Source organism: Flavobacterium sp. 123 (genome assembly GCF_003634825.1).
Taxonomy (GTDB): Bacteria; Bacteroidota; Bacteroidia; order Flavobacteriales; family Flavobacteriaceae; genus Flavobacterium.
The window spans coordinates 765,123-789,743 of sequence record NZ_RBXD01000001.1 but is presented as its reverse complement, the minus strand read 5'-3'; the positions used below and the strand labels follow the sequence as shown (position 1 = coordinate 789,743).

General features: G+C 32.8%; 23 protein-coding genes and 1 tRNA gene. 19 read left to right on the top strand and 5 right to left on the bottom strand.

Features of this window, described 5'->3' with window-relative positions:
* Positions 1-3: 3 nt before the first annotated feature.
* The 11 genes from mraY to C8C88_RS03555 all read left to right on the top strand — a co-directional run bounded on the left by mraY (position 4) and on the right by C8C88_RS03555 (position 12,073).
* Positions 4-1,233, top strand: coding sequence for a phospho-N-acetylmuramoyl-pentapeptide-transferase (gene mraY, locus C8C88_RS03605; protein WP_121336812.1), 1,230 nt, complete (start codon positions 4-6; stop codon positions 1,231-1,233).
* Between the two features lies 1 nt (position 1,234).
* Positions 1,235-2,566, top strand: a complete 1,332-nt coding sequence (murD, locus tag C8C88_RS03600) for a UDP-N-acetylmuramoyl-L-alanine--D-glutamate ligase (protein WP_121336811.1) — start codon at positions 1,235-1,237, stop codon at positions 2,564-2,566.
* A 46-nt stretch (positions 2,567-2,612) separates the two neighbouring features.
* Complete coding sequence (locus C8C88_RS03595; RefSeq protein WP_121336810.1) at positions 2,613-3,899, top strand: FtsW/RodA/SpoVE family cell cycle protein; 1,287 nt, start codon at positions 2,613-2,615, stop codon at positions 3,897-3,899.
* A 46-nt stretch (positions 3,900-3,945) separates the two neighbouring features.
* Positions 3,946-5,034: an undecaprenyldiphospho-muramoylpentapeptide beta-N-acetylglucosaminyltransferase gene (gene murG / locus C8C88_RS03590; protein ID WP_121336809.1), complete on the top strand. Its 1,089-nt coding sequence runs from the start codon at positions 3,946-3,948 to the stop codon at positions 5,032-5,034.
* Positions 5,035-5,145: 111 nt separating this feature from the next.
* Positions 5,146-6,495, top strand: a complete 1,350-nt coding sequence (murC, locus tag C8C88_RS03585) for a UDP-N-acetylmuramate--L-alanine ligase (RefSeq protein WP_121336808.1) — start codon at positions 5,146-5,148, stop codon at positions 6,493-6,495.
* Complete coding sequence (locus C8C88_RS03580; protein WP_121336807.1) at positions 6,482-7,204, top strand: cell division protein FtsQ/DivIB; 723 nt, start codon at positions 6,482-6,484, stop codon at positions 7,202-7,204. Before murC ends, C8C88_RS03580 begins: the two co-directional genes overlap by 14 nt.
* Positions 7,205-7,210: 6 nt before the next feature.
* Complete coding sequence (gene ftsA, locus C8C88_RS03575) at positions 7,211-8,596, top strand: cell division protein FtsA (protein WP_121336806.1); 1,386 nt, start codon at positions 7,211-7,213, stop codon at positions 8,594-8,596.
* A gap of 52 nt (positions 8,597-8,648) precedes the next feature.
* Positions 8,649-10,643: a cell division protein FtsZ gene (ftsZ, locus tag C8C88_RS03570; RefSeq protein ID WP_121336805.1), complete on the top strand. Its 1,995-nt coding sequence runs from the start codon at positions 8,649-8,651 to the stop codon at positions 10,641-10,643.
* A 271-nt stretch (positions 10,644-10,914) separates the two neighbouring features.
* Entirely contained in the window at positions 10,915-11,364 is a 450-nt protein-coding gene (locus C8C88_RS03565; protein ID WP_121336804.1) for a GatB/YqeY domain-containing protein, read from the top strand.
* Between the two features lie 43 nt (positions 11,365-11,407).
* Positions 11,408-11,481 (top strand) — tRNA-Arg (locus C8C88_RS03560).
* Positions 11,482-11,647: 166 nt separating this feature from the next.
* Positions 11,648-12,073 carry a CBS domain-containing protein gene (locus tag C8C88_RS03555; protein ID WP_121336803.1) on the top strand — a complete coding sequence of 142 codons (426 nt, stop codon included), beginning with the start codon at positions 11,648-11,650 and terminating at the stop codon, positions 12,071-12,073.
* 35 nt (positions 12,074-12,108) lie between these two features.
* On the opposite strand, the gene rpe is transcribed toward C8C88_RS03555, so the two are convergent.
* The 5 genes from rpe to C8C88_RS03530 form a co-directional block, all read right to left on the bottom strand.
* On the bottom strand, positions 12,109-12,771 hold the full coding sequence (gene rpe, locus C8C88_RS03550) for a ribulose-phosphate 3-epimerase (RefSeq protein ID WP_121336802.1): 663 nt from the start codon (positions 12,769-12,771) through the stop codon (positions 12,109-12,111).
* A gap of 485 nt (positions 12,772-13,256) precedes the next feature.
* Positions 13,257-14,120, bottom strand: coding sequence for an RNA polymerase sigma factor RpoD/SigA (locus C8C88_RS03545; RefSeq protein ID WP_026707723.1), 864 nt, complete (start codon positions 14,118-14,120; stop codon positions 13,257-13,259).
* Between the two features lie 164 nt (positions 14,121-14,284).
* Positions 14,285-16,420, bottom strand: coding sequence for a polyribonucleotide nucleotidyltransferase (locus tag C8C88_RS03540; protein ID WP_121336801.1), 2,136 nt, complete (start codon positions 16,418-16,420; stop codon positions 14,285-14,287).
* 151 nt (positions 16,421-16,571) lie between these two features.
* Positions 16,572-16,841, bottom strand: a complete 270-nt coding sequence (gene rpsO, locus C8C88_RS03535) for a 30S ribosomal protein S15 (RefSeq protein WP_121336800.1) — start codon at positions 16,839-16,841, stop codon at positions 16,572-16,574.
* A 165-nt stretch (positions 16,842-17,006) separates the two neighbouring features.
* Positions 17,007-17,462, bottom strand: coding sequence for a GAF domain-containing protein (locus tag C8C88_RS03530; protein WP_121336799.1), 456 nt, complete (start codon positions 17,460-17,462; stop codon positions 17,007-17,009).
* Between the two features lie 68 nt (positions 17,463-17,530).
* On the opposite strand from C8C88_RS03530, the gene xrtF reads away from it, so the two are divergent.
* The 8 genes from xrtF to C8C88_RS03490 all read left to right on the top strand — a co-directional run bounded on the left by xrtF (position 17,531) and on the right by C8C88_RS03490 (position 24,578).
* Entirely contained in the window at positions 17,531-18,067 is a 537-nt protein-coding gene (gene xrtF, locus C8C88_RS03525; RefSeq protein ID WP_121336798.1) for an exosortase family protein XrtF, read from the top strand.
* The gene (locus C8C88_RS03520) at positions 18,057-18,500 is read left to right on the top strand and encodes an exosortase F system-associated protein (protein ID WP_121336797.1); all 444 of its coding nucleotides are present in this window, start codon (positions 18,057-18,059) and stop codon (positions 18,498-18,500) included. Before xrtF ends, C8C88_RS03520 begins: the two co-directional genes overlap by 11 nt.
* A 60-nt stretch (positions 18,501-18,560) precedes the next feature.
* Entirely contained in the window at positions 18,561-19,391 is an 831-nt protein-coding gene (locus C8C88_RS03515; protein ID WP_121336796.1) for an ATP cone domain-containing protein, read from the top strand.
* Between the two features lie 41 nt (positions 19,392-19,432).
* The gene (locus C8C88_RS03510) at positions 19,433-20,788 is read left to right on the top strand and encodes an MBL fold metallo-hydrolase (protein ID WP_121336795.1); all 1,356 of its coding nucleotides are present in this window, start codon (positions 19,433-19,435) and stop codon (positions 20,786-20,788) included.
* A 52-nt stretch (positions 20,789-20,840) separates the two neighbouring features.
* Positions 20,841-21,245: a hypothetical protein gene (locus tag C8C88_RS03505; RefSeq protein ID WP_121336794.1), complete on the top strand. Its 405-nt coding sequence runs from the start codon at positions 20,841-20,843 to the stop codon at positions 21,243-21,245.
* A gap of 72 nt (positions 21,246-21,317) precedes the next feature.
* On the top strand, positions 21,318-23,342 hold the full coding sequence (locus tag C8C88_RS03500; RefSeq protein ID WP_121336793.1) for a TonB-dependent siderophore receptor: 2,025 nt from the start codon (positions 21,318-21,320) through the stop codon (positions 23,340-23,342).
* Between the two features lie 25 nt (positions 23,343-23,367).
* On the top strand, positions 23,368-23,742 hold the full coding sequence (locus tag C8C88_RS03495) for a heavy-metal-associated domain-containing protein (protein ID WP_315186063.1): 375 nt from the start codon (positions 23,368-23,370) through the stop codon (positions 23,740-23,742).
* 158 nt (positions 23,743-23,900) lie between these two features.
* Complete coding sequence (locus tag C8C88_RS03490) at positions 23,901-24,578, top strand: DedA family protein (RefSeq protein ID WP_121336792.1); 678 nt, start codon at positions 23,901-23,903, stop codon at positions 24,576-24,578.
* The last annotated feature ends 43 nt before the right edge of the window (positions 24,579-24,621 follow it).

The following is a 24,621-nucleotide window of genomic DNA, read 5'->3' as shown; positions in this document are numbered from 1 at the left end:
AATATGCTATATTATTTATTCGAATATTTGAACAAAACATTAGATGTTTCAGGAACAGGAGTTTTTCAGTACATCACTTTTAGATCTGCTTTAGCTTTGATGTTGTCGTTGCTATTGTCAACTATTTATGGAAAAAGAATTATTAGTTTTTTACGCAATCAGCAAGTTGGTGAAACAGTTCGCGAATTAGGTTTAGCAGGTCAAAATGAAAAAGCTGGTACGCCAACCATGGGAGGTTTAATAATCATATTTGCCACATTAGTACCTGTTTTACTTTTTGCAAAATTGCATAACATCTATATTGTTTTGTTAATTGTTACTACGCTTTGGATGGGAGTAATTGGTTTTATTGACGATTATATTAAAATTTTCAAAAAAGATAAACAAGGCTTGAAAGGAATTTTTAAAGTTATAGGACAAGTTGGTTTAGGGTTAATTGTAGGTTCTGTACTTTATTTTAGTCCAGCTGTAACGGTTAGAAAAGATACTGCTAAGGCAGACATTTTTAAAGCTCCAACAGAGAGTGTTATCGCTCAGGCTCCAGTAGAAGAAAAATCTACCGCTACTACTATTCCTTTCTTTAAAAATAACGAATTAGATTATGCTGAAGCATTAGCTTGGACTGGCGAAGGATATGAAAAATGGGCTTGGTTGATTTTTATTCCAGTAGTTATTTTTATTATTACAGCAGTTTCTAACGGAGCAAATTTAACGGATGGAATTGATGGCTTAGCAGCGGGAACTTCAGCTGTTTCGGTTCTGGCATTGGGTATTTTTACGTTTCTCTCTGGGAATATTATTTTCTCCAATTATTTGAACATTATGTATATCCCGAATTCGGGGGAAATGACAGTTTTTATTGCTGCTTTTGTAGGTTCATTGATTGGATTTCTTTGGTACAATTCGTATCCAGCTTCTGTATTTATGGGTGATACAGGAAGTTTAACGATAGGAGGAGTTATTGCAGTATTAGCAATTGCCGTTCGAAAAGAATTACTTATCCCGTTATTATGTGGAATTTTTCTTGTCGAAAATTTCTCAGTGGTTTTGCAGGTGACTTACTTTAAATATACCAAGAAACGTTTTGGCGAAGGCCGAAGAATATTTTTGATGTCGCCGTTGCATCATCATTATCAGAAAAAAGGATATCACGAAAGTAAGATTGTAACCCGATTTTGGATTGTTGCGATCATGTTAGCCATATTGTCAATTGTTACTTTAAAATTAAGATAACATGAGATTGGTAGTTTTAGGTGGAGGAGAAAGTGGAGTAGGAACAGCTATTCTGGGAAAAGAAAAAGGATACGAGGTTTTTGTATCTGATTTTGGAAAGATAAAAGAAAATTATAGGCAAGTTCTTATTGATAATGAAATAGCTTGGGAAGACGAAAAGCATACAGAAGATTTGATTTTGAATGCTGATGTAGTGATGAAAAGCCCAGGAATTCCAGAAAAAGCAGCAATAGTAAAAAAGCTTATTGAAAAAGGAATACCAGTGATTTCAGAAATTGAATTTGCTGCTCCATTTACAGAAGCAATTACGATAGGAATAACAGGAAGTAACGGGAAAACTACTACTACAATGTTGACCTATCATTTATTACAATCTGCTGGTTTGAATGTGGGATTAGGAGGGAATATCGGAAAGAGTTTTGCCTGGCAAGTGGCCGAAAATAAATTTGATTCTTATGTATTAGAGCTAAGTAGTTTTCAACTCGATGGGATTATAAATTACAAACCGCATATTGCGATTATCACAAATATAAGTCCAGATCATTTAGATCGATACGAGTATAATTATCAAAATTATATAGATTCAAAATTTAGAATTACCATGAATCAAACGGAGGAAGATTACCTCATTTATGATGCAGATGATGAAGCTATAGCAGAATGGTTAAAAAACAATAAAACAAAAGCAAAATTAATCCCTTTTTCATTGACTAAAACATTCAACGAAGGAGCTTATATAAAAGAAAACACAATGGAAGTAAATATCAATCAGGAAGAGTTTAAGATGGAAACAGAATACATTGCACTAGAAGGAAAACACAATATGAAAAATGCAATGGCAGCAACATCTGTAGCTAAATTGATGCAAATAAGAAATGCAACAATACGTGAAAGTTTATCAAATTTTCAAGGTGTTGAGCATCGTTTGGAAAAGGTATTGAAAATTCAAAATGTACAATATATCAATGATTCAAAAGCAACAAATGTTAATGCTACTTTTTTTGCTTTAGATAGTATGAACACACCTACAGTTTGGATTGTTGGTGGGGTTGATAAAGGAAATGATTACAATGAATTGATGTCAATGGTTCGTGAAAAAGTAAAAGCAATAATTTGTCTTGGTGTTGACAACAGAAAAATCATTGATGTTTTCGGTAACGTAGTCGATATTATGGTTGAAGTTACTAATATGGCTGATGCCGTTCGTATGGCACAACGATTATCAGAAAAAGGAGATACTGTATTATTATCTCCTGCTTGTGCTAGTTTTGATTTATTTGAAAACTACGAAGACAGAGGAAGACAATTTAAACAAGCAGTTCACAACCTATAAAAAACAATTGTTATAGTGCTCAATTGAACTTTAAACAAAATTAAAAATGAAACAACTAATAAACAATCTAAAAGGAGATAAGGTAATTTGGTCTTTTGTGGCCTTATTGGCGCTGTTTTCCTTTATGCCTGTTTTTAGTGCGAGTAGTAATTTAGCGTATTTAGGGCATGGTACCGGAAATACGTTGGGATATCTAGTAAAACATTTTATACATCTTTGTATGGGTTTTTGTATAATTTATTTTATTCACAAAGTCCCGTATCATTATTTTAGAGGAATTTCCATTTTTGCGTTGCCTTTTGTGTGGATATTATTAGCCTACACACTTCTTAAAGGAAAAGTTATTGCCGGAGCAAATGCTAGCCGTTGGTTAGAATTGCCTTTTGGTATGTCATTTCAAACATCAACTTTAGCATCTATTGTGCTATTTATTTATGTTGCGCGCTATTTATCAAAAACCAGACAAGAACCTATTACTTTTAAATCCTCTTTGTTAGAATTGTGGCTTCCAGTATTTATTACATTAATGTTTATTTTACCAGCCAATTTTTCAACTACAGCATTGATTTTTTCTATGATTTTAATGTTGACTTTCATTGGTAAATATCCCGTTAAATATTTAGCAGTTATTATTGGGTTTGGAATAGGTGCGCTATTGTTTTTTATTTTGTTATCAAAAGCTTTTCCAGATGCTAAGTTTTTCAATAGGGTTAAAACATGGGAAAGTCGTATAGAAAACTTCTCTACCGATAAACCTGACGAGGATGATTATCAAATAGAAAAAGCTAAAATTGCGATTGCTTCTGGAAATTTATACGGTTTAGGACCGGGAAAAAGTGTTCAGAAAAATTTCTTGCCACAATCTTCTTCAGATTTTATTTATGCAATTATTGTTGAAGAATATGGATTGATAGGAGGTCTAGGAGTACTGAGCTTGTATTTATTGTTGTTGTTTCGATTTGTAGTAGCCTCACACAAAGCAAATACTTTATTTGGAAAACTAGTGGTCATTGGATTAGGATTTCCAATGATTTTTCAAGCAATGATTAACATGGCTGTTGCTGTAGAATTATTACCTGTAACAGGACAAACTTTGCCCTTGATAAGTAGTGGAGGAAGTTCCATTTGGATGACTTGTTTTGCACTTGGAATCATTATTAGTGTGACCAAGAAAGAAGAAGAAATTGCACAAGAACAAAAAGAAGCTGCTTTGAGAGAAGAAGCACTTCAAAAATTAATAGACAAGCAATTAGAAGAAGATACAGTTTCTGATGAGGATTATTCTATTCAAGATGCGACTCATAACCCAATGAATGCGGTTTTAAATAAATAAGTTTCATAAATTTAAGAGTAAAGTAACACTCCGTAATTTTATAAAAATGGCAAAATATAAATTCATATTAAGTGGTGGTGGAACAGGTGGACATATTTATCCTGCAATTGCTATTGCTAATGAATTAAAGTCTCGTTTCCCTGATGCCGAATTTCTTTTTGTTGGTGCCAAAGACAAAATGGAAATGCAAAAAGTTCCTCAAGCAGGTTACCCAATAAAAGGACTTTGGATTGCAGGTTTGCAAAGAAGATTAACTTTTGATAACGCTCTGTTTCCAGTAAAACTAATTTCGAGTTTGTGGGAATCTAGAAAAATTATAAAACAGTTCAAGCCCAATGCTGTTATTGGTACGGGTGGTTTTGCTAGTGGCCCATTACTTCAGATGGCAAATGCTATGAATGTTCCAACATTAATTCAGGAACAAAATTCATATCCTGGAATAACCAATAAATTATTGAGTAAAAAAGCAAATGTTATTTGTGTGGCTTATGAAAGTTTAGAGCGATTTTTTCCAAAAGAGAAAATTGTTTTAACTGGAAATCCAGTACGTCAAGATTTAATAGATATTGACAGCAAAAGAGCTGAAGCCATTTCTCATTTTAATTTAGATCCAAATAAAAAAACACTTTTAGTTCTTGGAGGTAGCCTTGGCGCTAGACGTATCAATCAATTGATTGAAAAAGAACTTGAAAAAATAATTTCATTAGACATTCAGGTAATCTGGCAATGCGGAAAATTTTATATTGAAGATTATAAAAAATACAATTCAGGAAATGTTCAGGTAATGGCATTTATCGAAAGAATGGATTTAGTTTATGCTGCTGCTGATATTGTTGTTTCTAGAGCTGGTGCTTCTTCTGTTTCGGAATTATGTATTGTTGGGAAACCAGTAATTTTCATTCCGTCACCGAATGTTTCTGAAGATCATCAAACTAAAAATGCACAAGCAATAGTTGATAAAAAAGGAGCTATTTTACTTAAAGAATCAGAGCTTGATACACAATTTTCGCTTGTTTTTGAAGCATTGGTTAAAGACCAAGGAAAGCAAAATCAATTAAGTGAAAATATAAAACAATTGGCTATGCCAAAAGCAACAAAACAAATTGTTGACGAAATAGAGAAACTAATTCAATAACAATAGCAATCACAATGTCAATGACAAAGTGAGCAGTTGAAAAGAAAGTAATTAATACAATGGTAATCTCGATTCTGAAAATTGAAATTGCTATTAAAATTAAAATTAAAAATGAATTTAAATCAAATACATAACGTCTATTTCATAGGAATTGGAGGGATAGGAATGAGTTCTTTGGCTCGCTATTTTAAAACCTTAGGGAAGCAAGTTTCTGGTTATGACAAGACGCCTTCAATGTTAACTAATGAGTTGATCGAAAGTGGTATTTCAATTCATTTTGAAGATAAAATAAGTTTGATTCCTAAAGATTATTATGTCGAAAATACATTGGTAATTATTACTCCTGCAGTGCCTATTACACATTCAGAGTGGAATTACTTTTTGGAACGTGATTATCAAGTTAAAAAACGAGCAGAAGTTCTAGGAATAATTACGCAAGATACTTTTTGTTTTGCGGTAGCTGGAACGCATGGTAAAACTACAACTTCAAGTATATTAGGACATGTTTTACATGAAAGTGGTGCTGATGTTACTGCTTTTGTTGGTGGTATAGTTGAAAATTATAATTCGAATTTAATAGGAAACGGAAAAACGGTTACCGTAGTTGAAGCTGATGAATTTGATCGTTCGTTCTTGCATTTGCATCCAGATATTGCTTGTGTAACTTCTATGGATGCAGACCATTTAGATATATACGGAACTAGCGAAGCTATTGAAGCTTCTTTTGTTGAATTTGCAAATAAAGTTGAGGATAAATCAAAGCTTTTTATAACTAAAGAATTGCCACTTGAAGGAGTTACTTGTGCGGTAAACGAAGAAGCTGTATATAAAGCATTTAATGTAAGAGTAGGAAATGGCAGTTATGTCTTTGATGTGCAAACGCCAACAGAAATTATAAAAGATTTACAATTTGGATTGCCAGGAAAACATAATTTAATGAATGCATTAATGGCTATTGCAATGGCGAAAACTTACGGCACCCCGACCGAGGCTATTGCAAAAGCCATTGCTTCATTCCAAGGAATAAGAAGAAGATTTTCGTATCAAATCAAAACAGATAATTTGGTTTATATCGATGATTATGCGCATCATCCAACGGAAATAAATGCAGTGCACCAAGCGGTTAGAGAATTGTATCCAAACCAAAAAGTTTTGACAATTTTTCAGCCACACTTATTTAGTAGAACAAAAGATTTTGCAGATGATTTTGCTAAAAGTTTATCCGCTTTTGATGAGGTTATTCTATTAGATATTTATCCAGCTCGTGAATTGCCTATGGAAGGAATTACGTCGCAATGGTTAATGGGTAAAATGACTAATGATGCTAAAAAATTAGTAACTAAAGAAGATTTGATTCCTACAATTTTAGCTAGCGATGCACGAATAATTGTAACAGTTGGAGCTGGGGATTTAGGAGAAATGGTACCGTCAATTAAAAAAGCATTAAATGAAACTATTTAACCTAACAAATATTCGGTTAGTAATCATGCTTGTAGTGGTTGCTTTTCTGTTTTCGTTTACTTCAAAACGAAATGCAGCACGGAAATTAGCCAAGTCTGAGGTTATTTTTGTTGGAGATAACGCTCCTTTTGTTAAACAGGAAACGGTTAATAAATTGTTAATAGAAAATAAAAAGGATGCATCAGGCATTGAAAAAGATAAATTAGATTTGAATAAATTAGAAAAAGCTGTTAATGCACATCAGATGATTGAAAAGTCAGAAGTTTTTGTGAGTATTGATGGTGTTCTAAAAGCAGTTGTAAAACAAAAAACTCCTATAGCAAGAGTTTTTGATGGTGAGCGTTCTTTCTATATTGATTACAAAGGAAATAGAATGCCGTTGTCAGCAAATTTTGCAGCTCGAGTTCCACTTGTTTCGGGGATTATAAATAAAAAAAACAGCAAGGATTTATCCGAATTATTTCGTGAAATTCATAACGATGCGTTTTTGAAAAAAAACATCATTGGAGTTCAAATTATGCCTAATGGGAGCTTATTAATGATGAATAGGAATTTTGATTTTCGAATTGATTTCGGTAGAATGATAAATGTGAAACGAAAATTTAAAAATTATAAAGCTTTTTTTCAAAAAGCAGTTTTAGATAGTTCGTTATATAAATACAATAAAATTGATCTCCGTTTTACGGAACAAGTAGTTTGCACTAAATAATAGATAATGGAAAAAGAGAATATTGCAGTAGGTCTAGATATTGGGACAACCAAAATAGTTGCCATGATAGGCAAAAAAAATGAGTATGGGAAACTAGAGATTTTGGGTGTCGGAAAATCCAAAAGCTTAGGTGTGGCTAGAGGTGTGGTAAATAACATTACTCAAACTATTCAATCGATTCAACAAGCAATACAAGAAGCTGAAAATAATTCAGGTTATAAAATAAAAGATGTTGTTGTGGGTATAGCTGGTCAGCATATTCGTAGTATTCAACATACAGATTACATTAGCAGAAGCAATCCAGAAGAGGTGATTGGAGGGAATGATATTCAGCTTTTGATTGATCAAGTTAATAAATTGGCCATGTTGCCAGGGGAAGAAATAATTCACGTTTTGCCACAAGAATTTAAAATTGACGGTCAAACGGAAATTAAAGAACCAATAGGAATGTATGGTGGTAGATTAGAGTCTAGCTTTCATGTAGTTGTAGGTCAAGCTTCTTCTATTAGAAATGTAGGAAGATGTATTCAAAGTTCAGGTATAGAATTGTCTGGATTAACATTGGAGCCTTTAGCATCATCTGATGCTGTATTGAGTCAGGAAGAAAAAGAAGCAGGTGTTGCGCTTATAGATATAGGAGGAGGAACAACTGATTTAGCGATTTTTAAAGATGGAATAATTCGTCACACAGCCGTTATCCCTTTTGGAGGAAACGTTATTACAGATGATATTAAAGAAGGTTGCTCTATTATTGAAAAACAAGCGGAGTTATTGAAAGTAAAATTTGGTTCTGCTTGGCCAGGTGAAAATAAAGACAATGAAATTGTTTCTATACCAGGTCTTAGAGGAAGAGAACCAAAAGAAATTTCTTTGAAAAATTTGTCTAAAATAATTCATGCACGTGTTGTTGAAATTATTGAACAAGTTTTTACAGAAATAAAAGCATACGGTCACGAAGACCCAAGAAAAAAATTAATTGCAGGAATCGTTCTTACAGGTGGTGGTGCACAACTGCAACATATCAAACAACTAGTGGAGTACATCACTGGAATGGATACTAGAATAGGATATCCAAACGAGCATTTGGCTGGGAATTCTGATGAGGAAATATCAAGTCCTTTATATGCAACAGCAGTAGGTTTGGTAATGAATAGTATCGAAAATCAAACGCAAAGTGCTGTTCGAATGGATGTGATTGAAGCTCCAAAAGCGCCAGTTTACAGACAGCCCGTTGTAGCTGTTCAACCTGAAAGCGAAGAAGTGGATACTATAGTTGAACAAGAAGTTAGAGACTTTGCTAAAAAAGAAGAGTCAACAGAAAATAAAATTAGGAGATCTTTTTTTGACAGATATGTCGATAAAATCAAAGATTTTTTAGACAATGCAGAATAAGGTTTGCCAATAAAATATAAGAATTAATAATAAATATCAAAAACCAAATAAAATGATGAGCAACTCAGAATTTGGAAGTATTTCATTTGATTTACCAAAGAATCAATCAAATGTAATAAAAGTTATTGGTGTAGGTGGAGGCGGAAGCAATGCTATAAACCACATGTTTAAACAAGGAATCAAAGGGGTAGATTTTATTGTTTGTAATACAGACTCTCAGGCTTTGCAAAACAGTGCTGTGCCAAATAAAATTCAGTTAGGTGTAAACTTAACCGAAGGTCTTGGAGCAGGTGCAAATCCAGATGTAGGACAACAATCAGCTATTGAAAGTATTGCAGACATTGAAAAAATGTTAGATCGTAACACTAAGATGGTATTTATTACTGCTGGTATGGGTGGAGGAACTGGTACAGGTGCTGCTCCAGTAATTGCTCAATTAGCTAAAGAAAGAGAAATTCTTACGGTTGGTATTGTTACAATTCCTTTTCTATTTGAAGGTAAAGTGCGTCAAGAACAAGCTTTATTAGGAATTGAAAAATTACGCAAACAAGTAGATTCTTTGATTGTTATTAATAATAACAAACTTAGAGAAGTATATGGAAATTTAGGTTTTAAAGCTGGGTTTTCAAAAGCGGATGAAGTATTAGCTACAGCCTCAAGAGGAATAGCGGAAGTAATTACACATCACTATACTCAAAATATCGATTTAAGAGACGCTAAAACTGTTTTATCTAATAGTGGAACCGCAATAATGGGTTCTGCAGTTGCTGAAGGAGAAAACAGAGCAAAAGAAGCTATTATTGCTGCTTTAGATTCTCCGTTATTGAATGACAATAAAATTACAGGTGCCAAAAACGTATTGTTGCTTATCGTTTCGGGTTCTAATGAAATTACTTTGGACGAAATAGGTGAAATCAATGACCATATTCAGTCTGAAGCAGGGTATAATGCTAATATTATCATGGGTGTTGGTGAAGACGAAACACTTGGTGAAGCTATTGCAGTTACTATTATCGCTACAGGTTTTGATATTGAACAACAAAACGAAATAGTAAATACAGAGCCTAAAAAAATAATTCACACTTTAGAAGATGAGCAAAAAAGTGTTCATAATCTATCAAATAAACCAGTTGCAGCATTTGATTTGAATAATGAAACTCCAGTTTCAAATTCATCGGAGCGTATTGTTTTTGAATTATTAGAAGATACAGTAGTTCCAGAAGCTGTTATTGTTCCAGAAGTAGTTGTAGTTCCTGAGCCAGTTGTAGCTGTAGCTCCTCCTGTAATTAATAAAGAAGAGTTGATGGTAATGTCTGAGTTTATTAAAAATTTAGATGTAACCTTTGAAATTGTATCACCAATAAATGATATTGATTTTACTTTTACAACACCAGAACAACACGAAATTCAGCAAGTAAAAGCAGCTCAACCAAAAGCAGTTGAAAAACAAGAACAAACTTCTTTTTCATTTGATTTGCCTCTTTTTAAATCAGAACCAGTAGCAAAACAAGAAGTAGTTGAAGAAAAGAAAGTTTTATTTGAATTAACAAATGAAACACGTGATATCAAAGTTAACGAAGCGGTTCAGTTTGTTCCTGTAACAGAATTAACGGATAAAGGAATCATTAAATATTCTCTAGAAGAATATATGGAAATAGAAAATGATTTCAGTACTGCAAAAGTGGTTGAAAAACCAGTAGAAGTAGTTCCAGCTGAATTGAATATTACAATGAAAAGAGTAGAGGAGTCGATTCATTCAACATCTAATTTCGAAGCTATTTCTCCAATGGAAATGACAATTGAAGAAACATTGAGACTGAGAGCAGATGAAAGAAGAAAGAAACTAAAAGAATTCAATTACAAATTCCATAATAATGTTTCTAAAATTGATGAATATGAAAGAGAGCCAGCTTACAAAAGACTAGGAATTGATATTTCGAACAATCAACCGAATAACACAAACTCGAGAATTTCTGTAGGGACAGATAGCAACAATGATCTACAGTTGCGTTCTAACAACTCGTATTTGCATGACAATGTAGATTAACTAACCAAAACCAAACCAAGATAGCCCGAAAATATAATTTTATTTTCGGGTTATTTTTTTGTGGCAACCAAAGAAGTATCTTTTGTTAATTACAGTAAAATTTTCTAAATTTGCGAGCCTTCATTCAGCTGTCGTCTCAAGCTTTTTATCGGAAATGCTTTTTTCTAAGTCCTAAAAAATAGTTTCTAAGAATACATTTTCTCCCAAAAAGGCTATATTCACTATCATCTGAGGTAAATACATCAAGACATTAACGAATAACTATAAAATAATGAGTTTATCAATACAAATCATGGACGAAATCAAAGTAGCCATGAGAGCCAAAGACACTGTTGCTTTAGAAGCTTTAAGAGCTATTAAATCGGAATTATTATTAGCGCAAACTGCTTCAGGTTCAAAAGAAGAAATTAGTGCTGACGATGAAATTAAATTGCTTCAAAGATTAGTAAAAACACGTAAAGAAAGTGCTAGAATTTTCACAGAACAAAACCGTTTGGATTTGGCTGAACCAGAATTAGCTCAAATTGCTGTAATAGAAAAATTTTTACCAGCACAATTAAGTGAAGCTGAAGTTGAAGCAGTTGTTGCAAAAATCATTGCCGAAACCGGAGCATCAGGAATTGCTTCTATGGGTAAAGTAATGGGACTAGCAGCTGCACAATTAGGTGGAACTGCCGAAGGAAAAACTATTTCAACAATAGTAAAAAAACTATTGACATAAAAAGATTAAGGATAAGCAGATTTTTCTAAAATCTTAAATCAATGACTGCGTAGTTCAACTGGATAGAATATCAGATTTCGACTCTGAGGGTTGCAGGTTCGAACCCTGCCGTGGTCACATAAAAAAGCAAGCTATTTAGCTTGCTTTTTTGTTTCAATCAACTTTTAGTACTTGAGAATTCGTTCTACTAACATATCAAAATAATCACGAAAACCAACTGATAAACATCATGTTTTTTGATTTTTTTATCCAATAACTTTGAAAATAATTAAAGTTAGAAGTTATGAAAAATAGAGTCCCAGTCTCCGTAATAATGACCAAAAATGTCATAAAATTAAATCTTGCAGATGATTTGACTAAAGCGGAACAACTTTTTAAGCAATATAAAATTAGGCACATACCAGTAGTAGATGGTAATAAAATAATTGGGATGTTGAGTTATACTGATTTGTTGAGAATCTCCTTTGTGGATGCAGTTGATGACGATGCTGAAATTGTTGACACTACTGTTTATAATATGTTTACGGTAGAGCAGGTTATGGCGAAAAAATTAGTCACTATTTCTCCTGAAACAACTATTAAAGAAACGGCTGAAATTTTATCTAAAAAAGAATTTCATGCTTTACCAGTTTGTATGGGAGATTTATTAGTAGGAATCGTCACAACAACTGATTTGATAAAATATTTAATAGATCAGTATAAAAACTAATATAAAAAAAGTCCCAAATTTGGGACTTTTTTGTTTTAGAAAGAAGTGATTTTTTTCAAGTCTGCTACAGTTGCTGTGGGATCTTCTGCTTTGAATACAAAGCTTCCCGCTACAAGAACATCTGCGCCTGCTTTAACAAGTTGTACGGCGTTTTTGTTAGTTACACCACCATCAATTTCTATGATAGTTGAAGCACCTTTACGCGTAATTAATGCTTTTAGTTTTTCGATTTTTGAATATGTATTTTCAATAAAAGATTGGCCTCCAAATCCTGGGTTAACACTCATAATGCAAACTAAATCAATATCATTGATTACGTCTTCTAATAACTCAATATTTGTATGAGGATTGATGGCTACTCCAGCTTGCATTCCTTCTGCTTTGATAGCTTGAAGGGTTCTGTGTAAGTGTGGACAAGCTTCGTAATGTACTGTTAGAACATTAGCACCTAATTCGGCGAATGTCTTGATGTAACGATCTGGATCCACTATCATTAAGTGCACATCGATTGTTTTTTTTGCATGCCTTTTGATTGCTTCTAAGACTGGCATTCCAAAAGAGATGTTAGGTACAAAAACACCGTCCATAATATCAATATGAAACCAATCAGCTTGGCTGTTGTTAATCATTTCGATGTCGCGTTGTAGGTTTGCAAAATCGGCAGCAAGAACTGAGGGTGCAATAAGTGTATTTTTCATTGTGAGGTTGTGTTGTTTTTTTGCAAAATTAGTTTATTTCCACGCGATTGCAAAAGTTTTTTTATGGGGAAAATAATAGGTTCGTTGTCAGCGATTGCGTAAGGGATTGAAGTGGAAATCCTTTTTATTTTTTTATAAAAAGATTGTAACGTAAAGCCCGACCCAGAGTTTTTACGGAGGGATACGCCATAATAGTGAATAGTGAATAGTGAATAGTGAATAGTGAAAAGTGAGAAGAATTTAGATTAAAAAATAAAATTCCAGTAATCAGCGGGGTTTCAATCATCACACGAGGAGCGATAGCACCGAACTGGCGAAGCAATCAAAAAAGTGGTTTTTTGATTGATGACAAAAAATAAAACTCCGGTAATCAGCCGGAGTTTCAATCATCAATCAAAAAACGAACAGTTAATCAGACTGTTGTTTATGGTGAATTAAAAGATTTAAAAGAGATTTAAAAATTTTAATTGTGGGAGTTTTATAAATTAACCTAAATAGGTTTTTAGTATTTTACTTCTTGAAGTGTGTTTCAATCTGCGGATTGCTTTTTCTTTGATTTGACGCACACGCTCACGAGTTAGATCAAAAGTTTCTCCAATTTCTTCTAGTGTCATTGGGTGTTGATCTCCAAGACCAAAGTACAAACGAACTACATCAGCTTCTCTAGGAGTTAATGTTTCTAGTGAACGTTCAATTTCGGTACGTAATGATTCGTGAATTAATTCTCTGTCTGGATTTGGTGATTCACCAGAACGCAATACGTCGTAAAGGTTAGAATCTTCTCCTTCTACAAGAGGTGCATCCATGGATAGGTGACGACCAGAGTTTTTCATAGACTCTTTTACATCATTTACGGTCATATCAAGTTCTTTTGCAATTTCCTCAGCAGATGGTGGACGTTCGTTAGATTGCTCTAATAAAGCGTACATTTTGTTGATTTTATTGATAGAACCAATTTTGTTCAAAGGCAAACGAACGATACGAGATTGTTCTGCCAATGCTTGTAAAATAGATTGACGAATCCACCAAACGGCATACGAAATGAATTTGAAACCACGAGTTTCATCAAAACGTTGTGCTGCTTTTATCAATCCTAAATTTCCTTCATTAATCAAATCGGGAAGTGTCAAACCTTGATTTTGGTATTGTTTAGCTACCGAAACTACGAAACGTAAATTTGCTTTTGTTAATTTCTCCAAGGCTCTTTGATCCCCGGCTTTAATTTTCTGAGCTAATTCTACCTCTTCGTCAGCGGTAATAAGGTCAACTTTTCCAATTTCTTGTAAATATTTGTCTAATGAAGCGGTTTCACGATTGGTAACCTGCTTGGTGATTTTAAGTTGTCTCATGTTTTTGTCTCCTCAATTTTTTAAGTGTACAAGTGATTATACGTATGGGGTTACTAAAAAGTTACAATAGTTTAGTATTTATTTTTTTATTTAACCAAAAATCCCGTTTCAAATACATGAAACGGGATTTTCTATAAATAAACCTTTAGTAAACTAAGATCTGATTACTCTTTTTTGTCCTCACGTGGAGGTCTTGGCAAAAGTGCTTTTCTTGACACTTTTTCTTTTCTGGTTTTAGGGTCAACACCAAGATATTTTACTTGGAATATATCTCCCATTTTTACAACGTCAGAAACATTTTCTGTACGTTCCCATGCCAATTCAGATACATGAAGTAAAACTTCGTTTCCAGGAGCCGCTGTATATTCTACAACAGCACCAAAATCTAGCATCTTGATTACTTTAACTTCGTAAGCTTCTCCTAATTGTGGTTTGAAAGTAATTGACTGTATTTTAGCCAATACTGCTTCAATTCCAGCAGGATCTGTACCAAGAATTTCAATAACTCCTTGTTCATCTACTTCGTTGATTACGATAGTTGTTCCAGTTGCTTTTTGTAATTCTTGAATTACTTTTCCACCAGGTCCAATCAAAGCACCAATAAAATTACCAGGAATTGTTCTTGTAATAATTTTTGGAGCATATGCTTTAACATCTGCTTTTGGAGCAGCTAAAGTATCTGTTATTTTTCCAAGGATATGCAAACGTCCATCACGAGCTTGAGCTAATGCTTCTTCCATGATGTTGTATTTTAATCCTTCGATTTTGATGTCCATTTGACAAGCAGTGATACCGTCAGCAGTTCCAGTTACTTTAAAGTCCATATCTCCTAAATGATCTTCATCACCTAAGATGTCTGACAATACAGCAAAACGATCTCCGTCAGTAATCAATCCCATTGCAATTCCAGAAACTGGTTTAATCATTTGTATACCAGCATCCATAAGGGCTAATGTTCCAGCACATACTGTAGCCATTGAAGAAGAACCATTAGATTCTAATACTTCAGATACAATACGAATTGTGTAAGGGCAATCAGCAGGAATCATGTTTTTCAAAGCACGTTGTGCTAAGTTTCCGTGTCCAACCTCTCTTCTTGAAGTTCCTCTTAGAGGTTTAGCTTCACCAGTTGAGAATGGAGGGAAGTTATAGTGTAAATAGAATTTTTCTTCTCCTTGTTCAGATGGAGAGTCAATTTGGTTTGCTTCTCTAGAAGTTCCTAAAGTTGCTGTAGCCAATGCTTGAGTTTCTCCTCTTGTAAAGATTGAAGATCCATGAACAGATGGTAAATAATCTACTTCAGCCCAGATTGGTCTGATTTCAGTAGTTTTTCTTCCGTCTAGACGTAAACCTAAATCTAAGATTACATTACGAACTGCTTCTTTTTGTGTTTTGTAGAAATATTTACCTACTAAATCACCATTTTCTGCTAATTCTTCTTCTGTAAATAAAGATTTTACTACTTCTTTTACATCAGAAAATTGCGCTGTTCTTTCGTGTTTCGCTGTTCCTTCTTTTGCAATAGCGTAACATAAATCGTAAGCAGCAGTTTTTACTTTAGTATAAATAGCTTCATCTTGTTTCTCTTCTTCGTACGTTCTCATTTCTTTTTTACCAAAAGCAACTTGTAAACGTTCTTGAGCAGCAATTTGAACTTTAATAGCTTCGTGAGCAAATTTAATTGCTTCTACCATTTCTTTCTCTGAAATTTCTTTCATCTCACCTTCTACCATTGCGATAGAATCTTTTGAAGCACCAATCATCATATCAATATCTGATAATTCTAATTGAGTACGACTTGGATTGATGATGAATTTTCCATCAATTCGTGCAACACGAACTTCTGAAATTAAAGTTGAAAAAGGTAAGTCAGAAACTGCTAAAGCCGCTGATGCAGCTAAACCAGCTAATGCATCTGGCATCACGTTATCATCATGAGACATTAATTGAATCATAACTTGTGTTTCTGCGTGATAATCATCTGGGAAAAGTGGACGTAAAACACGGTCAACTAATCTCATTGTCAAAACTTCGCTATCGCTTGGTCTTGCTTCTCTTTTGAAAAATCCACCAGGAAAACGACCTGCTGCAGCAAATTTTTCACGGTAATCTACCGTTAATGGTAAAAAGTCCACTCCAGGACTTGCTTTTCTGGCAGATACTACTGTTGCAAGCAACATAGAATCTCCCATTTGTACTACTACAGAACCATCAGCTTGTTTTGCTAATTTTCCTGTCTCGATTGAGATGCTTCTGCCATCTCCTAAATCGATAATTTCTCTTGAAACTTTTGGAATCATAAATTTTGATATTGATTATACAATGGGTTTTAGTTGTGTTGTTAGTTGTAGTTGTTGCGTATTTAATGCCTAAAACCCAATGAAAAACCAAACTTTTTTTGTTGTATTTAAAAACAAAAAGAGGCACTTTCGCACCTCTTTATTATATTGATTATTTTCTAATACCCAATACTTTGATAATCTCACGATATCTGTTGATTTCTTTTTTCTTCAAGTAATCTAACAATGATCTTCTTTTACCAACAAGCAATACTAATGAACGCTCTGTGTTGTAATCGTGACGATTTTTTTTCAAGTGCTCTGTTAAGTGACTAATTCTGTATGTGAATAGTGCAATTTGAGCTTCTGCAGAACCAGTGTTTTCTGCTTTTCCTCCGTGTTTAGCGAAGATTTCTTCTTTAATTTCCTTAGTTAAATACATTCCAATATTTTTTTAATGATTTTTATGTATGTTATATAGCTATTATATAACGGGTGCAAAAGTACTATTTATTTTTTGGAATTTGAAACAAAAAGATTTAAAAATAAAAAGATTTGAAAAATCCGAAAACTAAGCACTAAAAAATTATTAATGCACTCAATTTTTTTAAAATAATTTTGCAATTTCCTGATTTACAAATTCTAAAAAGTTTTCATCCGCTTCAGTAAATGGATTTAGCACATGGCTGTCAATGTCTATTTGGCCAATATTTTCTCCCTTAACAAAAAGTGGAACAACAATTTCAGATTTAACGGTGAAACTGCAAGCAATATAGTTGTCTTGAGCGGCTACATCTGGAACTACAAAATTTTTATTTGATACGGCAACCTGACCGCATATTCCTTTTCCAAACGGGATAATTGTGTGGTCTGTTTCGGCTCCAACATAAGGTCCTAAATGCAGTGTTTTAGTTTCATGATTTGCAAAATAGAATCCAACCCAATTGTAATATTCAATATTCTCATTTAATAGTTTACAAACATTCAGCAATTTTTCATCTCTGGAAAGTGTTGTATTTGATGTTATTTCTATTATTTTTGGTTGTAATTCTTTAAATGTCATCATTTTTTTTATGCAAAAGTATTTAAAGTCGGTTTTAAAAATTACATAAATTTGTTAAAAAATAGATTTTGAAAAGATATTTTATTGCCTACAAACCCTTTCTGTTATTTTTAGGCACTTTCTTTCTTGTGTATGCAGTCCTTATGTTTTTGTATCAGGGCTATCTTAGTAGTTTTGGCGAAAATAAATTTGATTCGATTACAGTATTAGTCGCTCATAATGCAGAACAAGTTTTACAATTATTTGATGCTAAAGCAAAACTCATTTGGGAGAATGGGAATTTGGTTCTTAAATTCGGTTTGCAACAAAAATATGCGGTTAGAATTATTGAGGGATGCAATGCAATAAGCGTTATTATTTTGTTTATTTCTTTTGTGGTTTCTTTTTCGTCAACTTTAAAACCAACTTTATTTTTTGTTTTAGGCGGAAGTATTTTTATTTATATTTTGAATGTTTTCAGAATTGCTTTTTTATGTGTTTTGTTAAATCGTTTTCCAGAACAGGAGCATTTTATGCACGGAGTATTATTTCCTTTGCTAATTTATGGAACGGTCTTTATTTTATGGATTGTTTGGGTTAATAGATTTTCAAAATATGCAAAATAAAATTTTCAATACTTTTTACAAAACGGCACTTTTAATAGTGTTTGTTTTTCTTTTGATTTTGGTTCGTGCTTTTGAAGACCAATTGTTTTACGACCCTTTTTTAGATTATTTTAAAAATGATTTTAATACATTACCATTGCCAAATTATGATTCGGTTTCCTTGTTTTTTGGATTGCTTTTTCGGTATGGTTTAAATACAATTTTATCATTAGGATTGCTTTATGTTTTTTTTAAAGACATTGCGATGATTCAATTTGTTTCTGTTTTGTATGTGTTTTTCTTCTTGATTTTAATTGGATTATTTTTCTCTATGCTTTATTTTTATGAAGAACATAATAATTTGATCTTGTTTTATGTTCGCCGATTTTTGATTCAACCTATTTTTGTAATTCTTTTTATTCCAGCATTTTATTATCAAAAACAAATAAAGTGATGTCTTTTTCGTATCTTTAAAGTACAATTTGAGTATCTAAATTATCAAACTTTGTAAATCATGAAGATAGTAAAGCATTCTGGAGCTATTGTTGATTTTAATCCTGAAAAACTCAAAAATTCACTTTTAAAATCAGGTGCGGATAAAAATGTTGTTGAGGACATCTTGCAGGCTATTAAAACTCAGATTTATGAAGGCATAAGTACTAAGCAAATCTATAAAATGGCTTTTGCACTATTAAAAAAGAAAGCTAATTTTCATGCAGCACGTTATAATCTAAGAGAAGCAATTCGGTTGTTAGGACCTGCTGGTTTTTTCTTCGAAAAATATATCGCTCGGCTTTTTGATTCAGAGCATTATGAAACAATGACAAATTTGACACTTCAAGGCAAATGTGTAACGCACGAAATTGATGTTTTGACAAGAAAAAATAATCAGATTGCTATGGTGGAATGCAAGTATCATGTAGGTAGAGATGCTGCTTCGGATGTAAAAGTTCCCATGTACATTTTGTCCCGTTTTAATGATTTACAAGAAAGACAACATGCTATTTTTGATGGGAAAAACAAGATATCTAAGTGTTGGATTATAACAAACAATAGGTTCACGGCTGATGCAGTTACTTTTGCAAAATGTTCTGGTTTGAATTTGTTGAGTTGGGATTATCCAAGCCCGAATAATCTAAAGACAAAAATTGATAATAGTTATTTATATCCGGTGACTTGTTTGACGACTTTGTCTCTTTCTGAAAAAGATAAACTATTGATTTTAGATGTTATTTTGGTTAAGGAATTGATTAATAATTCAGATTCTTTAATAAAAATTGGATTGAGTACAAACCGAGTAAAAAATGTCTTGAAAGAAGCCTCGGATTTGTGTAGGTATATTTAAAAACAATAGTTTATAGCTTGTTTAATTTTAAATCCAACAAAATGAAAGTTAAATTTATAGGCGGTGCTGGAACTGTTACAGGTTCTAAAACATTAGTTGAAAGTAATGGACTTCGTATTTTGATAGACTGCGGTCAATTTCAAGGGATTAAATCCTTGAGAGAACTCAATTGGGAACCATTGCCCGTTTTGCCTTCAACAATTGATTTTGTATTGCTTACTCATGGTCATTTAGATCATTGTGGTTGGCTACCTCGATTAGTTAATCAGGGTTTCAAAGGAAAGATATATTGCTCAGGCCCAACTAAAGAAATTACAAAGCTGATACTCTTAGATAGTGCTAAAATACAAGAAGAAGATGCTCGTCTAGCAAACGAAAAAAAGTTTTCTAAACATGAAATAGCGGAGCCACTTTATACAGTGGAACAAGCAAAACAGGTTTTTCCTCTTTTTAGAGTTGTAAAGACAAACGAATCGGTTCCTTTGGATGCCGAAATTTCAGCTGTTTTTGTTAATGCAGGACATATTTTAGGAGCTTGTAGTATTGAATTGCATCTTGAAAATAAGATTCTTGTTTTTTCTGGAGATATAGGACGTGATAATGATGTTTTAATGTATCCTCCAACTAAACCAAAAAAAGCAGATTATTTGTTTTTAGAAAGTACCTATGGGAATCGTCTCCATCCAGAAACAGATACGAAGCTAGAATTAGAAACCTATATTAATAATGCTGTTGATAAAGACGGAACAGTTATTGTCCCGAGTTTTGCTGTAGAACGGGCTCAAACTATTATGTATTTGCTTTGGCAACTAAAACAAGAAGGAAAAATTCCTAATATTCCCTATATAATTGATACGCCAATGGGAATTAATGCATTGGATATTTTTTCAAATAATAAACAGTGGCATAAATTATCTCTTGAAGAATGTCATGCAATGAGTGAAATGTTTACCTTAGTTTCAGATTATCAAGAATCTCTAGATGTGATGTTTGATAAACAACCAAAAGTGGTTATAGCAGCTAGCGGAATGGTAACTGGAGGTAGAGTTTTGAGTTATTTAGAGCATTATATAGGTTTGCCAGAAACTACGGTTATTATAGTTGGGTATCAAGCCGAAGGAACTCGAGGGCGAAAATTATTAGAAGGAGCAACTGATATTAAAATTCATGGAAAATATTATCCTGTTCTTGCAAATATTCTTGAAATTAAAGGACTTTCAGCACATGGAGATCAAAAAGATTTGTTGAATTGGCTTTCCGCATTAGAAAACAAACCTAAAAAAGTGTTTTTGGTTCATGGAGAAAATGAGCCAGCGGATGAGCTTCGGATCAAAATAATTGAAAAATACGGTTTTGATTGCAGTGTTGCTATGATGGGACAGGAATTCGAGCTGTAATTTTTAACAGCAATTTAGTTTTACCAACTGAAAAAATGAGTAATTTTGTAGTATGAATATTAAAAGATGCATAAGTTTATTTTTGGCTTTTCTACTATTGGTTTCCAATGTAGGAATGGCTTTTAATGTGCATTATTGTGGCGGTACAATAGCTTCGGTTTCCTTTAGTTCAGAGCAGAAAATTTTGAAATCAGAAAAAGAATGTTGCGCAAAAATTGTTTCTAAAAAAGACAGTTGTTGTAAAGACAAAGTTTTTCATTTTCAAAAAAAATCAGATAATGCTATAGTCAAAGCTTTCTTATTTGAACTTAATGTTCCTTTTTTAATTCAAGAATGGCAACCTGTAGTTTTTTCTTTAATTTCAAATTTTAAAGGAACTCAAACAACTACCTATTATTGCGATGCAAATGCGCCTCCGCTTTTTAAGTTGTATAGCCAATATATTTTCTACGCCTGATTTTAATGTTTTAAAAGTCAAATCATTTTTTGGTTTGAAGTCACTTTTTTATAAACATTAAAATTTTTTATCATGCAAAAACTTATCATGCTTTTTGTTTTTGTTTTGGTTTCAGAAGCTGTTTTTTCTCAAGAAAAGTTGAATGAAGAAAAACTAAAAGAAGTCAAAGTCATCAAAAAGCGAAAAGGGATTCAAAAATCCTTTACGTTAACCGGTAATACCACAATAGTAACAAGTAAAGAATTACTTAAAGCAGCTTGTTGCAATCTGGCGGAGAGTTTTGAAACCAATCCGTCAATCGATGTCAATTTTTCAGATGCTTTAACAGGGACCAAACAAATCAAAATGTTAGGGTTAACAAGCCCTTATTTGATGATTACCGAAGAGAATATTCCTTCTGTTCGAGGTGCTTCACAAGCATATGGATTGTCATTTACACCCGGAACTTGGGTTGAAAGTATTCAAATTACCAAAGGTGCGGGAAGTGTAGTTAATGGCTACGAAAGCATTTCTGGTCAGATTAATACGGAACTGATTAAGCCAATTAATGATATTCCATTTTTCTTGAACGCATACGGTTCAACCGATTCTCGCTTCGAATTAAATACGCATTTCAATACTAAAATCTCAGATAAATGGAGTGGTAGTTTGTTTTTGCACGGTAATACACGAGTTGCAAAAACAGATATGAATGACGATGGTTTCTTAGATAATCCTTTGGCGAAGCAAATTAATATTCTTAATAGATATCAATATTATAACGCTGAAAAAGGCTGGGTGAGTTTCATCAATTTTAGATATATGAATGATGAAAAACAAATGGGAGAATTAGCCTTTGATCCTAAAAGAGATAAAGGCACTACAAATCATTGGGGTTCAGAAATCAATACAGAACGATTGGATATTTCCACAAAAGTTGGATATGTTTTTAAAGATATGCCCTATCAAAGTGTTGGTTTTCAGAATGCTTTTAATAGCCATAATCAACAATCTTATTTTGGTTTAAATCAATACAATATCAAGCAAAGTAGCTATTATTCAAATTTGATTTTTAATTCGATTATTGATAATACGATGAACAAATTTGCTACAGGTTTGAATTTCACATATGATAAATACCAAGAATTTGTAAACGTAAATGACTATAGCCGAATTGATAATTCGGTTGGTGCTTTTTTTGAATATACCTATGATAATAATGATAATTTTAGCGTCATACTTGGTGGAAGAGTTGATAATCACAATCGTTTAGGAACGTTTTTTACGCCAAGATTACACCTGAGATATAATCCTTGGAAAAATGCAGTCTTAAGATTTTCAGCCGGTAGAGGAAAACGAAGTGCCAATATTTTTGCAGAAAATCAGCCTCTTTTTGCTAGTTCAAGAACTTTAGAAATAGTAAATTCTAATGGAAAAATCTATGGTTTAAATCCTGAAATTGCTTGGAATTATGGGCTGAGTTTTTCACAAAAATTCATGCTTTTTGGCAAAAGTGCCGATGTTGGTTTTGATTTATACCGAACCGATTTTCAAAACCAAGCGATAGTTGATGTGATGCAAAGTCCACAAGAAGTTCTGTTTTATAATTTGAATGGAAAATCAAATGCGAATAGTTTACAGGTTGAATTCAATTATGAAATTATAAATCATTTGAATTTACGCTCAGCCTATAAGTTTTATGATATTCAGACGGATTATTTGTCAGGAAAATTTCAAAAAGCATTACAAGCGAAACATCGTTTTTTTGGAAATTTAGAATATGAAACTCCTATTGGTGAAAAAGGACAACAGTGGAAATTTGATTATACTTTTAATTGGATTGGACAACAGCAATTGCCTAATACTTCAACCAATCCTATTGGGGATAAGTTACCTGAGTTTTCTTCCGCTTATTCTTTAATGAATATGCAAATCACCAAAATATTTTCGCCGACATTTGAGGTTTATATTGGAGGGGAAAACATTGGAAATTACAAACAAGAAAAAGCCATCCTGGGGTCTGAAAATCCTTTTGGTCCCAATTTTGATGCATCAATTGTATATGCGCCAGTTTTTGGGCAGATGTATTATGCAGGCTTACGTTTTAAAATAAAATAAGAATAAATATTAAAAATCAAATAGTATGAAAATCAAAAATATAATTATAGCACTAGTAGTAACCTTAGTTGGATTTTCAGTTCAAGCTCAAGACACGAGTAACAGCGATCTGGCAAAGCAAAAAAAGAGTAAAAATGCCAAGTATGTCACTGAAGTGAATGGGGATTGTGAACAGTGTCAAAAACGAATTCAGAAAGCAGCTTATACAGTTGACGGGGTGAAATCAGCATCATGGGATATTGAAACACATCAATTGAGTTTAATTTTGAATGAGGAAAAAAGTTCTCTTTTAGATGTTAAAAAAGCGGTGGCTAAAGTGGGGCATGATACCGATGAAGTGAAATCAGAGGATAAGGATTATGAAAGTTTACCCACATGTTGTCAGTATGAAAGAAAATAAAATGAAAGCCCAAAATAAATATTTGGGCTTTTTCTTATTCTTTTATGAAGGAGAATATGTTGTGATTAAGCGTTAATAAAACTTTAAAAAATAGCAATAAATTGTGGTTAAGGTAAATTATTCTTACTTTCACAAACTATTAAAATACAACTCTTTTTATGAATAATTTTGATTGGACTCAATTACTTAATCCGGAATTTTATATTACCTTAAATATTGGGGGGATTCAAATAGGTTTATATATCGTTATTTTTATTGTTTTTGCTGAAACAGGTCTTTTTGCAGGATTTTTTCTTCCTGGAGACAGTTTGCTTTTTCTTGCAGGAATTTACAGTCGTGATTTAGTTCAAAATTTAATCATAATAGAAAGTGATTTTGTAAATGTAGTTTTGTTAGCTGTTCTTATTGCAATTTCAGGTGTTGTTGGGAATATGGTAGGGTACTGGTTTGGAGCTAAAAGTGGGTATTATTTATTTAAAAAAGAAGATACTTTTTGGTTCAAGAAAAAATACTTACTACAGTCGAAAGATTTCTTTGAGAAGTATGGTGGGAAAGCTATAATCTTTGCCCGTTTTCTGCCTATTTTTAGAACATTTGCTCCTATTGTTGCAGGAATTGTATCTATGGATAAAAAGAAATTTATGTTCTTTAATATTTTAAGTTCTTTTTTATGGTCCTTTATTTTGATCTTTTCAGGCCATTATTTGTATGGCGTTTTTCTAGAATACGGAATTGATTTAAAAGAGCATATTGAGTATATTGTTATCATTATTGTATTGATATCTACTATTCCCGTTTTATTCAAGCTTTTGAAAAAGAATGTACATTTAAAATAAATTTATTCTACATAAATAAAAAAATCCGTTCGATAACCGAACG

Bases quoted from the DNA above. Each gene is read 5' to 3' on its own strand.
- murG (WP_121336809.1), top strand. From the start codon at position 3,946: ATGGCAAAATATAAATTCATATTAAGTGGTGGTGGAACAGGTGGACAT.
- C8C88_RS03495 (WP_315186063.1), top strand. From the start codon at position 23,368: ATGAAAATCAAAAATATAATTATAGCACTAGTAGTAACCTTAGTTGGA.
- C8C88_RS03530 (WP_121336799.1), bottom strand. From the start codon at position 17,462: ATGACATTTAAAGAATTACAACCAAAAATAATAGAAATAACATCAAAT.
- C8C88_RS03510 (WP_121336795.1), top strand. From the start codon at position 19,433: ATGAAAGTTAAATTTATAGGCGGTGCTGGAACTGTTACAGGTTCTAAA.
- mraY (WP_121336812.1), top strand. From the start codon at position 4: ATGCTATATTATTTATTCGAATATTTGAACAAAACATTAGATGTTTCA.
- C8C88_RS03500 (WP_121336793.1), top strand. From the start codon at position 21,318: ATGCAAAAACTTATCATGCTTTTTGTTTTTGTTTTGGTTTCAGAAGCT.
- C8C88_RS03565 (WP_121336804.1), top strand. From the start codon at position 10,915: ATGAGTTTATCAATACAAATCATGGACGAAATCAAAGTAGCCATGAGA.
- C8C88_RS03520 (WP_121336797.1), top strand. From the start codon at position 18,057: ATGCAAAATAAAATTTTCAATACTTTTTACAAAACGGCACTTTTAATA.
- C8C88_RS03545 (WP_026707723.1), bottom strand. From the start codon at position 14,120: ATGAGACAACTTAAAATCACCAAGCAGGTTACCAATCGTGAAACCGCT.
- C8C88_RS03490 (WP_121336792.1), top strand. From the start codon at position 23,901: ATGAATAATTTTGATTGGACTCAATTACTTAATCCGGAATTTTATATT.
- C8C88_RS03515 (WP_121336796.1), top strand. From the start codon at position 18,561: ATGAAGATAGTAAAGCATTCTGGAGCTATTGTTGATTTTAATCCTGAA.
- murC (WP_121336808.1), top strand. From the start codon at position 5,146: ATGAATTTAAATCAAATACATAACGTCTATTTCATAGGAATTGGAGGG.
- C8C88_RS03580 (WP_121336807.1), top strand. From the start codon at position 6,482: ATGAAACTATTTAACCTAACAAATATTCGGTTAGTAATCATGCTTGTA.
- ftsZ (WP_121336805.1), top strand. From the start codon at position 8,649: ATGATGAGCAACTCAGAATTTGGAAGTATTTCATTTGATTTACCAAAG.
- murD (WP_121336811.1), top strand. From the start codon at position 1,235: ATGAGATTGGTAGTTTTAGGTGGAGGAGAAAGTGGAGTAGGAACAGCT.
- C8C88_RS03555 (WP_121336803.1), top strand. From the start codon at position 11,648: ATGAAAAATAGAGTCCCAGTCTCCGTAATAATGACCAAAAATGTCATA.
- C8C88_RS03595 (WP_121336810.1), top strand. From the start codon at position 2,613: ATGAAACAACTAATAAACAATCTAAAAGGAGATAAGGTAATTTGGTCT.
- rpsO (WP_121336800.1), bottom strand. From the start codon at position 16,841: ATGTATTTAACTAAGGAAATTAAAGAAGAAATCTTCGCTAAACACGGA.
- C8C88_RS03540 (WP_121336801.1), bottom strand. From the start codon at position 16,420: ATGATTCCAAAAGTTTCAAGAGAAATTATCGATTTAGGAGATGGCAGA.
- rpe (WP_121336802.1), bottom strand. From the start codon at position 12,771: ATGAAAAATACACTTATTGCACCCTCAGTTCTTGCTGCCGATTTTGCA.
- ftsA (WP_121336806.1), top strand. From the start codon at position 7,211: ATGGAAAAAGAGAATATTGCAGTAGGTCTAGATATTGGGACAACCAAA.
- C8C88_RS03505 (WP_121336794.1), top strand. From the start codon at position 20,841: ATGAATATTAAAAGATGCATAAGTTTATTTTTGGCTTTTCTACTATTG.